Here is a 14,415-nt window from a genome sequence, read left to right as displayed (position 1 = left end):
CTGGCTCTAATTCTTGAGGCAGGTTTTGGTTCATATTTGCGATATTCCCCCTCAAGTGTCCCCTTTGTCAATACTCTGCCACCTGAATCCTTACGAAACATCAGCGAGGAAGTATAAATCTTTCTCGCTCTAAATTATTATTGTGATCGTGAGATTATTGCGTCGAAAATAGTCATTTTTGAACTTAGTTAAAGACATTGAATGACAGAAGCCCTACTCTGAGAGCAAGGCTTTAGTCAGGATTATTGTTGCATACTTGTTCACTTGAAACCCTTAATCTTACTGAGTTTATTTATGCAACAGCGCCCACTTCAGACTGTAAATCGAGCGTCTGTTTGCGTTTCCAGGCAAAATGTAGGATATTTATACCTAACTCTTGAGCGGTTCTGATCTCAGTTCGCGATCGCTGCAATTCTTCGTCTAAACCCCATAATCCGCCCAGATTTCCAATCGCTAGAATAATTCCCCCGCCAGACAAGAGTTGAATTCTGGTTTGGTTCATTATTGGCAACGCAGAAAATAGAAACGGCTTTATCCGCAAGGGATGGTCGCGACGGGCTTCTTGTAAAGATTTTAGTGGTGTCTGCAAATGTTGAGCCAGTGCCTGGACTGATTGAATCAGTTCTGTACTCTGGGCGGGGGCATCGACCAGCAAAGTGCCTCCCGACTTCAGGTAGCTTAAAAGGTTTGAGAATTGATGGTTGTTTAGCGATAAACTCTGATGCCCAGTCAGATATAGCAGCTCGTAGGGATGCAGATTTCCATCCCAAGTGACTCGATCAACGGTTTCTGCACCTTTTAAGGATGGATAGATATCTTCAACAGCGCGCAGTAAGTAGGTAAGATTGAAAAAATTTCGGCTACAGTCTTCATCATCAGAGTTGATTTGGGCAATTTGAACTAAACCTTGAGGTCTTGCTTGTGCTTGACGGCGATAACGCAAGTCTAAATCGCCATATCCCGGAAAAAAGACATCGGCCGGTGTGCGGAGCAATTCCTGCTGTGATGATCGCAGCAAGACACGACAAAGTTCTACATCTGAACGCTCAGGCGAACGGCTTCTCTCATCAATTCTGAATGTTTCTTGTACGACTTCCCGATCGGGACTTATCCCCAACTGATCGGGATCTCGATACTGAGCAACCAAATAAATAGTGACAGGTTCCGACTCCTTTAACTCGGTTGCGATCCGAAAATTGATTTGATGAGGCACGACAATCGGATTCCCTTCTAGATCGATGGCAATTCCCGGCTGAATTTGTACCCAGCGATTGTCTCGATATTGAGCGGCAACTTCTTGTGGAGCTGAAATTACCCTTACTCCTAACCCGCAAACAATTCCTGGCTGATTAATTGATTGATAGTGAAGATTTTGGCGTTTGCGCTGATAGTCATGGGCGCGTTGCCAACGCTCGGCAGTTAAGAGTAATCCATCTCTAACTTGTTGGCGCTGCATAGGAGCTATAGTAGGGTTTGGAAAAGGATGGGTCATGAGGATATCTCCAATTCGATATACTAATTCAGTTAAATAAGTTTTGGGTGAATACTCTTTTATCTATTCTGTTTCTATCCGCAGGCTGTAGGAGCAGAATGCAGGTTTCTCTTGCTCGATTATTCGCCGGACGAGCTGCTCGTCGATTGGACTGTTCGGCTGGGCACGCAAGCGCACATCAAAGTGATAAGGCTTGCCACCACCGATAATCGCATCTTCGCCTACATAAGCCAATCCAAATAAGCATCCTTGACCAAACGGTTCGGTGATGCTGATTGATTTATCTTCTTCTTGATCAATTTGTTCATCAAGGGGTAAACCCGTATATAAATGTAGATAAAATCTAAGTCCCTTACGGGTTCCGCGACAGCGATAAATTTCTACGGCGCGTCGAATTAGCCGCCTTTGATGGGTTAAATCTAGCTGTGCATCAATTGGCCAGTCCACCCAGTGAGCTAGAAACGGCAGGAGCGCCTGAGGTGCAGTCAACGGGTCTACATGCGCCCACATTGAACTGAAGCTATTCACCACTGGGTCGAACGCTTGCTCAAAAATTTTGATGAAGCGATGAATATAGTCAACTTCTTGATAAACTATCGGCAAAAAAGCAGTATAGCTGCTTCGTGGTCGAACATTTAGCTCAAAATTGGATTCTTGAATCGGATGTGGACTTGACCCTTGATTCAGGCTTTGGCTAGCATAAATCGACAGACAACCTCGAAAGTCGAGTTGCTTTTCCTTACTTCCCTGAAGGGCATCTTGCCCCTCAAAAAAATCGTCAGGAACCAGAAACCATAAGTCAGCATGTCTGCTTTTTTTGGCAGCCACTTCTAGGGTTATAAGGTGGATTGCAGCCCTTATTGCAGTGCCTGACTTTTGTGCCACTGAGTTCTGCTCTGGGGCTATCCCAAATTGAGGCGCGGTCTCAGCATCAGTCTGCACCTGACACCATTCCAGAGGGAACGTCCCATTTAGCTTTAAGGTGAGGTGTTGAGGTTGAGACTCCCAGTTTTTAATCTCAAGGGCAACCCGACAGAGTTCTCCTGGATAAACCACGATTTCAGATTGCGGTTGCAAACCTTCTACAGCTTCAGATCCAAGCATCCGACTGCCTCCTTGGGAGGTGGTCACAGAAGTCTGCATGGGAGATATCTGAAGACTGGCTGATTTGGAGGTCAGTACTGGCACCATATTCTAAATCCTCATTGCAGATTGGTCTGTCAGAACATTTACACTATGTCCTGTGCGCGCCTGCGGATCTGCCCAGGAGCAAAGTAAACCCAAGGAGCCGGGATCTATGTAGTTTACAGGCGTAGTTTGCCGCTGCCAACATTCCCCATTTTTTTGAATAGGAAACAGTAAAATAGCACCCAAGTATTGAATCCCTGGTGTTTGCTGAAGGAGAGCCATTATGTCTGACGGATAAAGGGGGCGACCAAAGGGCCAGCCCGTCATCTCTGGACCGCCAGTTAAAGGATTGAGGTAGCGATAAAGCGCGACTTTGAGTTTATGGATAATTTCGGCTTGGGCACTTGGGTTTTTATAGGCAGGCTCTAAGGTGACTTCGGCTTGAACCGATACGCCAACGTAGTTAGGCTGCTGTAGCTGCACCTGAATACCTAGCAAACGTCTTTCGTCTAGATAGTGCAAGACTCGATCGCGCAGAGCCGAATTTAAATTGAAGTTGTCTGGAGTAATCCCGCGTCCTAAGTCAATCAAGTCGGTATTGGCTTGAGGCACGACGCACACGCTGACGCTCCCGGCAGTTTGGCTGGCAGACATCGGTAAGCAAAATGCGCGGGCGATCGCACCACCACTACCTTTAAGAGTTAAGGCTTCAAAATCTGAAGCAGTAACGGCTCGATCATGCGATCGCAGCATCTGCGGCGCTCTCAAGACGGCTCGTTCTAGAGACTCGGCATCGGCACCGTTAACGGCAGCATGATGATTGGTCACGCTATCTACATAAGGAATTGCTGTCTGCATAAACCTCAGCGTGTTCGCCTGTACGTTTCCTTGTTTGCCACCTCCGGTACGATAGGAAAACATAATTTCAGCACCACGGGGAGGAATTGCCCCATACTGTTGCTCAATTATTTGCTCGTGCAGGTCATAACCAAGCGATCGATTTGCTGGCAGCACTTGCTGTAGATAAGCACGAGTTTGCGTTTGCTTCTTAAGCGTTTGAGGTTCGCGAATCAACGGCCCAAACTGAATAGTGCCTGTCAATGCATCAACAACATAATGCCGATCTTGGGGTTTTGAGTCAGCAAAGTCTTCAACTTCTTGCCAGATTTCGGGGAGTCTCCCCACCGGAAAAACAAGCAGTTCCTCTTCTTTCTGGCGCTCCAGAATGGGCGCAGTCTCAACCTCAAAGCTCTGCCCCGGTTGCCCGTCGCTGATACCTAATATTTCCTCTTGTACCAGAACGCACTGACTAGCTTGCACTGATCCACCAATGGTACGTATCGCAATTGTTTTAATTCGAGGAGAATTGGCATATCCTGGCTGGCGATCGCTAGATTCGGTGAGGGTACAGCGAATCCAACGACCTCGATAGCCATCAAAACTGGATACAGGCCAGCGTTCGGGCAGATGTAGAATCACATCACCATTTTGCTCAAAACTATCGTCATCTCCCGTATTCTCATTAAAGCTAAAGCCATTGGTGGTGTCGTCTGCTTCCTGCAAGAGTACCTTTATCCATAATTCGCCGTCCCAGGCTTCCCAACTGCGGGGAGGATGCTTTGGATCGATGCCTGTAGGCGTACCTTGCGCTCCTGTGAAGGCGATTTCCAAAACACTTCCTTCCAAAGGGGTATCAGGCTCTATTATCAGATAAAAACTATTACCAGACTGCGGCTTTTGCGGAAATAGTTCAAATTCGTGAGTCACTGCCAGACCGTCATGTTGAGGATGCCATTGCCCGGTACGATCTTGGAGCGATTGAGGAGTATTAGCTGTATCTAGTGCGCACAATATATGTTTTAAGGTTGGTTGACCGAGCACCAGGTCTTGATTGGTAGTAAAAACAATGGCTTCTTGGGTTTCAGTGCGCTCTGTTGCAACTTCTGTTCCCTGTGGGATAGTGTAGTTTTCCAGTAAATGAGTGCTGAGGTAAAAAGTCAGCCTAACTTGAGCTGGGGTCGGTGGCTGTAGGCGAATTCCTAAAAGTTCTAGAAAGGCTACATAGTTTTGACGGGGAATCTGATTGAATTGCATCAGCATCTGGTCGGTGAGCCAAGCAAATAGCTCGACTAGGGTAATGCCAGGATCGCTGATATTGTGATCGGTCCACTCTGGACAATAGCGGGGAATACGCTGTAAGCATTCTTCTACTAAATCGTCAAAGTTGCGCTCGTCCAGATGAGAACTAGGAAGTTGAGGTAAAAAGTCAAAATCCACGATTATTCCTCCTCTGAAGCTAAATAGAACGGGTAGACAAAACTGTAAAGGTCAGGATGAGATTTGAGGCGATAGTCAATGACAATATTGACGCGCCCAGCGATCGTGTCGGGATCTGCGCGAACTTCATCAACGTCAATTCGAGGCTCCCATTTTCGTAATGCTTCCAGTACGTAAATTTTAATTTTTAGTAAAGTATCGTGATTTATGGGGGCAAAAGCTAGTTCTGATAAGCGACAGCCAAAATCAGGACGGTAAACACGTTCGCCTAAATCAGTACGCAAAATTAACCAAATTGATTCTTTGACTTTCTGAGCTTCAGCACTGAGCTTGAATCCTCCCTGTACATTGCTTTGCAATGGGAAAGACAAGCCTGTACCTAAATATTTATATGACGACTCATTTATGAGGTTTGCCATTTCATCGACCTTAAGCTTCGGTTATAAGACTTAGAGTATCTGGCGATCAAAAAAAATCTATCAACCGAAGGTCTATATGCTTATAAAAAGGTTGAAAGTATATTATAAATGTACCCTAAAACTAAAATATGTTAGTTCAGCATATAGTTATTGTACAGATTCTTAATGGCTTTAATTTAAATGGAATAATCCTGCTTAGAGACATAAGTCTACTGACATTTCGGAGTTTGCTGAACTAGTATGAATTTAATTGAAGCCACTTTCTAATATCGTTTCAACTATGAAGTGAGAATCATGGAATCTATTAGATACTTTTTTAGGATAATTTTTGGCGATTTTATTGATAGGCTATCCGATCAAATGAGATACAAGATAACCGATATTGCTGAATCCAAAATCAGAGAAACAATTGAGAAACCATTTAATCAAAGTGTAACAACCAACCAGCAAACAACAACCGATCGCCAAAATCAAAACACTAAATATTAATTGAGATCATGTCACTTCTTTAAAAGAAAATTAGAACAATTCAAACTGTCTATTAGTCCTAAATAGGTAAGGATAGATAGCTCTAAATCCGTAGCAACTCATTATAGCGATGGATGAAATACTAAATAGCTTCGATATGGGTTTATAAGTTTTTGAAAAATGACAAGGTTTATCTAACCAAACGTGAAACTCTGTGACGTAAAGTACAGTTAAATCTATCAATACTGTTAGTTTTACCACTGGTTTTGCTAACGGCTTTTTAGATTACGAAAATGTAGTAAAAAACAGAGCGGCCGCTCTGTTTTTTGCTGTCTAATAGTATTTTAATGATAAAAGGCTGATCTTTTACCTATATGTTATCAAGCAAAAAAAGCTCTCCAGCTATTCATTTAGATATAGAAATACGGATAGACGAGTATATTCATTTTTGAAACTTTTAGACACGCCTCAGTTTCTATTTTATCTAAAAAGAAAGTTAAAAAACTAATGTTCTAGTTCTAGATTCACTTAATAACCAAAAAAAGATGAATCTCATGCATCGCGATTTAATTTGAAGTATGGTTCAATTCAACTTGCAAGCAAATCAACCGCTCTTGACCTAGCTGTAATTTATCTCCATGACTCAATGGATGGGGTGCTCCACGAGGTAATAATTTATCATTGAGGTAGCTACCGTTTAGGCTATCATCAACAATCATGTAAGCTTGTCGAACAAGATCCCAGTAGAGATGAGCATGGGTGCGAGAGACGATACCTGCATGGGGCAGTCCTGTTAAATCGATTTCAGGCCGCATCCCGTTAGAAATATTTTGACGACCTATTATACCAGACTCCCTAAGTAATAGAAAACTTTGTTCGCTGGGATGAAGCAACTTCAACTGAGGACGTTTTTGATTATTGATTGTTGATGAGAACTGGGACGAAGGAGCCGAGGTTTGAGCATAGCGGGCTGCCGAGCCTACCATAGTAGGGGGTGGTTGTACTGCCTGTGCTAAGGAAGTACCGCACATTGGGCAGATATTCGCGTTATGTGGCAGTACCTGATTAAAGAAAGAGCAGCTTGGCTCTGGACAACGATGAGTTTGGATTGCCATAGTAATCGCGCTCCCTAACGATTCAGAATAGCTGACGATAATGTGTAGTTTTTAGGTGGAGTTTGCAGCGGCACAAGACCCGCTTGCTGAAGGAGATACTGCCCATCTTGAGTTTTGAGAAAATTAGCGAAGAGTGGTCCTGATACATTCCCAGGCAAATTATTATCTCTAGGATAGGCAATAATTAACGGCGCGCTGAGTGGATAAGTTGCTGTATGAAAAGCTGATATATTAAGTAAAGGCTTTTTCTCTAGACAGAGATTGTCTGATGGAGAAATAGGTTGCATTGTACCGTTGGTGGTTTCTTTCAGCAAAGGCTGTACTGGGTCTAGATTTTCTTGGGCAATAGCTAGGGGGTAAATCTTGCATTGATCCCAGGTTTGGGTCAATAGTCCGAAACTAATTGAGCCAGCTTCAGTTTTTTGCGCCTGCTTTTCTCCAACTGCGATCGAGCGCAAGGTATTAAAAGTTGAACGTTGCTCAATCTTGTTAAATTGGGCAATCAGACTCGGATCGTTGCCTAAAACTTTTTGTTGGAACAGGCGTAATGCTTCAGGTTCCATCGGTCGATAGGGTTTGATCGGCAGGTCAGGAAAATTTGAACCTAGTTGTTTCCAGTTGGTAAGTTGCCCTGTAAAAATTTGCTGCAATTGGGCAAGACTGATCTTGCCTCGCAATGCACTTGGTAGATTTTGACTTTTATAGGCAGGTACATAGACTAAAAGACCATCGTAGGCGATCGTTTCTGGAATTAACCCTTCGGGCAGTTGGGTTGATAAACTGGCGATCGCAAAATTTGCCTTGGCGTTAGCTTCCAAAACTTCATTCAGGGGAGACCGTTGAGGGGCGTAAGTTCGGTAGTTAAAAATAGCTGCCATATCCAACTTGGGCTGAGTCAGCAATGCTCTAATTTTGCGATCGCTCACGGGCTTTTTGTCTAAGACTATTGTCCAAGTTCCCAGCGCTTCTCCCGTATAGGGATACTGTCCTGGCTGAATACCATTAATATCTGCAAATGATGGCAAAAGATGCTTAAAGCTATTCATCTCTGCATAAGAATTTGACATAAATCGAGGCAATAGTAACCACAATAGCCCTCCCAATAGAGGCAAAGCCAGTAAACTCAAAAGCCAATACTTTCGATTCGGTTTTGCTGAAGACTCTGGGCTAAGATTTCCCTGAAAACCAGCAGCCGTTTCAGGTTTAGGCAGTTTAATCAAAGCCTGACGCGCCTCTGCCGCAGAGTTGAATGGGGTTTCTAACCCTAGCAAACGAAGCAGAAAATCTCTCAGGGGCGGATCGTCCTGGGGCCAATGTTGAGCCTCGCGCGGATTTAAGGGTGTGTTAGAACCAGAGTGAATTGCTTGGGCCGTCCACAGAGCAAACGCGACCGATCCGAGATCGATTAAGTCTTGTTCTGGTGACAGCACTTGGCGCGGGGCAGGGACAAAAAGCTGCTCCCAGGATGCCAGATCGCAGGCATAGACATAGCCGCTATCACTTATTAGCAGGCTGTCAAGCCCCAAGTTCCCGTGGGCAGTTCCTAAACCTATCGCTTCAGAGGCCATCGATGGCTGACTATGGAGGAAATGTAGCGATTGCAGCATTTGCTCTAGGACTTGTCGCACTCGTAATGCAGAAAAGGCTCCTGTCTCTCTCAAAGCCTGCCTCAAGGTGGGAAGTGTCGCGATTTCGCCTGAAAAAATAAGATAGACGCGATCGCTAAATGGATCTGCAATGGTCTCTGATGGACTGACCAAGCGAAACTCCCGACCCTTCGGGGTGGTCAAATTGCCCTTTACCACTTGATCTAAGGCTGTTCTGCACTGTTGGGCTTCTACAGCATTAAAACATTGCTTAGGCAGTAAATACTCCTTCACAACAACGGATTGACCATTGCTGGTCTGAGTTCCTCTGTAAAGCCGTCCCATTCCTTGAGACCTAAGTATTTCAGAAATGCGATAGGTGCTTAATCTGCCCCGGAGTTCAGTCTGGACTGGCAATGTAGTAGGGAATCCGCATTCCATACAAAACTTGGCACCCGGTATCATCTCAGTGGTTTCTATCGGCTTTCGACAGCCCAAAGGCGAATTTTGGGTACATCGATAGAATTTAGCTAGCACATTAGAATCAACAATAGGCATAAGCTGTTGTGTTTTTAATTTGCACATTCAGACGGCAGAGGAGCAGAGGAGAGGTTTGCAGGTTTTACCTAACAGATTATGAAACAACTTATAGGCGCGACAACTTAGAATCTTCTCGGTATTTAGAGCTAAACCAAAATGACCGAACTTAATTACGGCTGAACCAAATTCATCTTGATGGCTGCCACAATAGCTTGTGTCCGACTTGTTACCTGTAGCTTCAGAAAAATATTAGTGATATGAGTCTTAACAGTAGCCACTGAAATGTAGAGTTGTTTCCCAACTTCATCGTTTGAGGCTCCTTGAACGAGCCAATATAGAACATCGCGTTCTCTGTCAGACAGGTTGCAGGGCTGACCAATTTGTGAAGGTAATGAGGCTTGAGTTTTTTGGAATTTTCTAAAGAAGCCAGTGGCAACTTCAGGTGGTAAATAGATTTGGTCTTGGATAACAGTGGCGATCGCATCTAGCAACTGCTGTGAAACCTGACCCTTAAATACATAGCCATCCGCCCCCAACTGCATAGCCTGATAGATCCAGTAATCTTCTTGATGACCCGATAGAACAAGGGTTCTACTCGATGCATTGCTGTTTTGCAGCTGCTGTAATAGGGAAAGACCATCTCCCTCAATTAATTCCATGTCAATCAGAATCAGGTCGGGAGTATGCTGCTCGATAAGCGATAAAGCCAAAGCCGGACGATTCGCTTCCCCAATCACGTTAATTGTTCGATCCTGAATCTGGGAGAAGCTTAAGAAAGTTCTGATTCCAGCCCGAAATTGAGAATCGTCATCGACTAAAAGGGTCGATAGGGTTTTGGTTGGTTCTACTTGGGTTAACATGCAGCGTTGTCCTCTGATAAGTCAATGGATGGAATTAATCGAGGTAGGCTGATCGAAAATTCTGCACCTTTTTTGGGTGCATTTCTTGCCCATAGTTTCCCTCCGTGATCGAGTACAACTTTTTGGGCAATGGCTAATCCTAAACCTGTTCCCTCCGAACGGCGGGTATAGAAAGGCTTAAACAACTTCTGTAAATCTTCTGAGGAAAGACCTGGGCCTTCATCTCTCAAGGTCAACAAAACCTCGCCCTGCTGCTCTTGCCAATCAATGAAAATTTTTGCCCCTTGGGGACTAAAATGGATGGCGTTACTCAATAAATTACTGATAGCCTGTTTGATTTGAAGTGGATCGAGTTTCAAAATAAGTGGGCGATCGCCGCAACACACCTGAAGATTTTTCTCCAAAATCCAGCCTTGAAATTCTTCTAGTGTTTTATGGACGAGACTACAGATATCTTGCGGTACAATCTGCAACTTTTTACTACTTGCACACTGCACGATCTCAGTAAGAGTTTGATTTAAACCGTGAGCAGTCTTGCAAATGACTGAAGCTTGTTCTTGCTCCTTACTACTAGGCAAAAGATGACTAAGGTTGTGAGCATAAAGACTAATTAAACCCAAAGGATGACGTAACTGATGCCCCACTCGTTGAACAAGATGTTCTAAAATTTGAATCTTCTGACGGTGTTGCCAGTTTTGTTGATGTTCGTCTAAATATTCACCGATACTGGCAGCCGTTCGCTTGATGAATTGCCGATGAGTATGAGACAAAGGCCCATTGGCAAATAATAATAAGTATTGATTAGGCTGATTTAATTCACCGAAATGACAATAATAAAAGCCTTTTTCTATTATTTCTGAATCAATCGGTTTTAGTACTAAAGCGGATGAAACATTAGCTAACCAACCTTCGGTCTGTAAGTAAGCTAGAGTCTCTTTCGCAAAAGAAAAAGGCATTTGAGAGGCTTCAAGAACCTGTTGGTGATCGGACATCTGCGGATCTTGATAAACTACTCTCACCCATTGAATCTGCGATTGAGCTGCCAATTGATCAATCTGTAGTTGCAAGAAATGCTTTAGTTTTCGAGTGTAATATTGAGGAGTCCCCTTTTCTGACTGAGGACTCAGATTTTTTAAGAGTTTGAGACTTATGGCTGGCTTATCTGTGAGACTATCCATACTTTCCTCCAAATTATATGCTCTACTTCTGGTTCTGTTGCAAAAAAGGTTGTGTCGCAAAGAGTGAATCAGATGGTAAGCTAGGAAAGCTTGTTGTTGACGAGCAGCTTTCCACAAGGAGCAGTGCGATTTTGTAAGGTGCTAAAAATTAGGAGTTATAAATCACCTATTTAATAGTGCTTTTTATTGAGAATCTAGCTTTGTAACTAAGAATTAAAACCCATCTCACAAAATCACATTGTTCCCTTAATTATTTGGTCGTTTTCAAGATTTCTTACTTGGAGTTGGTAAAGTAAGAAATCCAGTGAATGCAGTCAGTTTATTTAACTGATAATTATGACTTCAAGCGATATCATCTCAATTTCGTAATTCTGTTAAAAATTTTGTACCCACTCAAAGAAGCTACGGTAGATTCATGGTGGGGGGAAATTCCAAAGCTTGGCTTTTCATAGCAGAGAATTGTAGTCACCACAGGTGCAGGTACATACTTGTAGGTGATAGAATGCTGAAAAAGCAAGCCTGTCAACCAGGCAAGGCGATAACCCAACTCACATAAGCAATAAAACATAACCCTTAATGATTTCATATTAAGTTGACGCATTTATGACAAACTTATAACAAAAGTATGAGCAGAGATTTTTACTAAACAGTCTGTTTAAAATCAGGAAATGAAAAAAACTTATCCAGATGAATATTGCTCATAATATTTTGACAAGAGATAGTTATACAATTTAAAATTCATGCATTAAGAAAGCCAGACATCACAAAGGTATGTCCGTATATATCTGTCGCATTCTTTTTAAAATTGATATTATTAGCAATGTTTGTGAGCAAGCATAACTAACAACTTAAAGCCAAAGCCGAACTTACGACTTCTGTATCACTCATTGGGATCGCTGAAATCAGAATATGCAGCCTTTGAGATGATTATTAGTGTTTAGCCTAAAAAATGACAAAACGACCTAGAGTGAATTAGACAGAAGTCGGATCTATTCCAATCAAAGTTGTTATTCAATATTAAAACAACCCAAATATTTCTCTTGACTATGCTTGCCAGCTCAATTATCGATGCTAGCCTGACTACACAAAATATAGCCTTTCGCCCCGGTGGGCCATTGGTTTCTTTTGGTGTTTCGGTAATCAACCGCAGCAATCAGTTTGCGTCGTTTCAACTTGAAATTAAAGCGGCGGGAGCAGGCGAGCAGAGTAACTGGTATCATCTTTCTCCAGATGTATCTGCGGCGAAATCACCAGGCGATCGCACTGATTTTCAAGTTAAGATTTTAGATTCTCCCATCCCTGATTTCGTGGGAATCATCAATCTAACGGTGCGGGTTTTTTCGCCCCAACTCTCTGAAGAACGACGATTAGTTCTGCGGTTAACGTTGGAATCTAGCGGTGAATTAAACCTACTGCGGATCGGACTACCTACCAAGCGGTTTCAAGTTTATCCGCGTAACGTCGTGGATATTCCCGTGACTGTCAAGAATGTCGGGTCGCAGCCTTACCAGGTGTGCTTGCAGTGTACAGAACTTGAGTCGTCTTGGCTAGTTGGTAGCTGGGAACGGTATATAGAAATTCCCGCAAATGAAGAGATTACAGCAACTTTTCAATGTCAGCCCCCGAGAGCAGATCGAGTTGCCAGTAGCGATTATCCCTTTATGATAATTGCCAAAAGTCATCTGGGTTCTCCCGTTGAAGCACAAGGAATTTTAGAAGTTCTGCCCGTTGGGTTCATGGAGTTTGAAGTCCAGCCTCAGCAGCAGCGTATCCCGGCTAAAAGACCCTGGCTCCCGAATTGGCGATCGCGTAGCAGTACCTTCCAATTGATGTTTAAGAACAATAGTAATCTTTTGCAAACGCTCGATCTGGAAGTACGAGGCCAAGACGCGAAAGGATGCCAAATTCAGGTTAGTCCAGAAAAACCGATTCTGCCATTGGGGGAAATAACTTCTACAAAACTAACTATTTCTCCCCGTCGTCCTTGGATCGGCTGGTCGCGAAAACTAAAGTTTGAACTCAAGCCTTGGCTATCAGACCCAAGATTAGGGAGTACCGATCCAGCAACCGAAATTTTGTTCTTAAAGGTTTTCCCAATTATACCCTTATGGTTATTACTGGCATTGCTCTCAATGATCGCAGCCGCTATATTTATACCAAAGCCAATTACTCATCTAGCTGGTGTTAATGCCGTGCGACTCAGTGGCACGAGTGGCAGATCGCCACTGGTAATGAGTGCCTCAGACGATTGTTCAGTTCGGACTTGGGGCGTAACAGATTGGGGAACGCTAACCCCGCAGGGTACCTTGAGTAAGGAGACGTTAGCCAAAACCTGCACGGATACTCAACCTAACTCATCCATTGGACTTCTGGCGATTACTCAGCAAGCAATCCGATCGCTAGCATTGATTCCGGTAAAAAATAATCAGGTCTTTGCAGGTCTAGAGAATGGAACCGTTCAGGTCTGGGATATCAACACTGGGAAAGGACTTTATACGCTTAAAGACCCCAACGACCAAACAAGCGATCGCATTCTGGACTTAATGTTTACTCGCAACTCTCTAACGCTATACACCAGCTATGGGAGCGGAACCATTCGGAGTTGGCAAAGACCGAGGGATGTCCGTTTTGACTCAAAGCCTGCTAAGGTTTTGAAAGTGCCCGATCGCTTCGCATATCAAGCCTGGTCTTTAGCACTCAGTCCAGATGAAAAGATCCTTGTGAGTGCCGGACAGTTTAAGCGGCTTGTCTTGTGGGATGTCGCCAACTCGCAACCTTGGCAGCTAAAACTCTCAGAAAATGCTCAAAATCGCGGAGAAAACGACTTTTTCTGGGATCTCAACTTTGCACCCAATACTTCCATCCTTGCAGCCTCTGATTCTGATGGTTACGTTACTCTTTGGGACTTAAGTCAATGTCAGAAAGCAACGTTAAAGGGATCGCCTAAAGAGCAGCTGCCTCAGCAAAGCTGCGAACAACGGGCGAGGTGGCAGGTTTCAAAAACATCGGTTCGCAACATTGTATTTACTCCAGATCGACGATGGCTTGTAAGTGCAGGCGATGATGGTCAGATTCTAGCTTGGCGTCTGACTGCAAAAGTCACTCCCGATCTGACTCAAAAACCGAAGCGGATTGCAACCCTACCTAGCAGGATTACTTCCTTAGACTTGATTGCTAAAGAACAGGGGGTTTGGATTGCTAGTGGCTCTGATGATGCACAAGTTCGTCTCTATCGCTTTAACCCAGATGAATAAAATGTTACTAACAAAAAATAGTCCAGTGCGATGATTGATAAATATCCCCAAAATCTGATCGTGCCGTGTTTGCGGCTGAGTATGCTTCTATTACTGGG

The 14,415-nt window shown here is 43.8% G+C and carries 10 protein-coding genes; 2 read left to right on the top strand and 8 right to left on the bottom strand.

Annotated elements, in window-relative coordinates; all coding sequences use genetic code 11:
* Positions 1 to 292 precede the first annotated feature (292 nt).
* From V7K79_RS03125 to V7K79_RS03110, 4 genes are all read right to left on the bottom strand, one after another.
* Positions 293 to 1,492, bottom strand: a complete 1,200-nt coding sequence (locus V7K79_RS03125; protein ID WP_335044618.1) for a DUF4159 domain-containing protein — start codon at positions 1,490 to 1,492, stop codon at positions 293 to 295.
* 63 nt (positions 1,493 to 1,555) lie between these two features.
* Positions 1,556 to 2,683 carry a phage tail protein gene (locus V7K79_RS03120; RefSeq protein WP_335044615.1) on the bottom strand — a complete coding sequence of 376 codons (1,128 nt, stop codon included), beginning with the start codon at positions 2,681 to 2,683 and terminating at the stop codon, positions 1,556 to 1,558.
* A 3-nt stretch (positions 2,684 to 2,686) separates the two neighbouring features.
* Entirely contained in the window at positions 2,687 to 4,897 is a 2,211-nt protein-coding gene (locus V7K79_RS03115) for a putative baseplate assembly protein (protein WP_335044613.1), read from the bottom strand.
* Between the two features lie 2 nt (positions 4,898 to 4,899).
* Positions 4,900 to 5,316 carry a GPW/gp25 family protein gene (locus V7K79_RS03110; RefSeq protein ID WP_335044612.1) on the bottom strand — a complete coding sequence of 139 codons (417 nt, stop codon included), beginning with the start codon at positions 5,314 to 5,316 and terminating at the stop codon, positions 4,900 to 4,902.
* A gap of 360 nt (positions 5,317 to 5,676) precedes the next feature.
* On the opposite strand from V7K79_RS03110, the gene V7K79_RS03105 reads away from it, so the two are divergent.
* On the top strand, positions 5,677 to 5,805 hold the full coding sequence (locus tag V7K79_RS03105) for a hypothetical protein (protein WP_335044610.1): 129 nt from the start codon (positions 5,677 to 5,679) through the stop codon (positions 5,803 to 5,805).
* A gap of 545 nt (positions 5,806 to 6,350) precedes the next feature.
* On the opposite strand, the gene V7K79_RS03100 is transcribed toward V7K79_RS03105, so the two are convergent.
* The 4 genes from V7K79_RS03100 to V7K79_RS03085 form a co-directional block, all read right to left on the bottom strand.
* Positions 6,351 to 6,899 (bottom strand): FHA domain-containing protein, encoded by a 549-nt coding sequence (locus V7K79_RS03100; RefSeq protein WP_335044608.1) that lies wholly within the window; start codon positions 6,897 to 6,899, stop codon positions 6,351 to 6,353.
* A gap of 14 nt (positions 6,900 to 6,913) precedes the next feature.
* A complete protein-coding gene (locus V7K79_RS03095) occupies positions 6,914 to 9,043 on the bottom strand; it encodes a substrate-binding domain-containing protein (RefSeq protein ID WP_335044606.1) in 2,130 nt (709 codons plus the stop codon).
* Positions 9,044 to 9,195: 152 nt separating this feature from the next.
* Positions 9,196 to 9,885 carry a response regulator transcription factor gene (locus tag V7K79_RS03090; protein ID WP_335044604.1) on the bottom strand — a complete coding sequence of 230 codons (690 nt, stop codon included), beginning with the start codon at positions 9,883 to 9,885 and terminating at the stop codon, positions 9,196 to 9,198.
* On the bottom strand, positions 9,879 to 11,063 hold the full coding sequence (locus V7K79_RS03085; protein WP_335044602.1) for a sensor histidine kinase: 1,185 nt from the start codon (positions 11,061 to 11,063) through the stop codon (positions 9,879 to 9,881). The genes V7K79_RS03090 and V7K79_RS03085 overlap by 7 nt, the downstream gene beginning before the upstream one ends.
* A 1,046-nt stretch (positions 11,064 to 12,109) precedes the next feature.
* Between V7K79_RS03085 and V7K79_RS03080 the strand changes: the two genes are divergently transcribed.
* Positions 12,110 to 14,317, top strand: a complete 2,208-nt coding sequence (locus tag V7K79_RS03080; RefSeq protein ID WP_335044601.1) for a hypothetical protein — start codon at positions 12,110 to 12,112, stop codon at positions 14,315 to 14,317.
* Positions 14,318 to 14,415: the final 98 nt, after the last annotated feature.

This window comes from Nostoc sp., assembly GCF_036917575.1.
Taxonomy (GTDB): domain Bacteria; phylum Cyanobacteriota; class Cyanobacteriia; order Cyanobacteriales; family Nostocaceae; genus Nostoc.
This window is presented reverse-complemented; position numbering and strand designations above follow the sequence as displayed.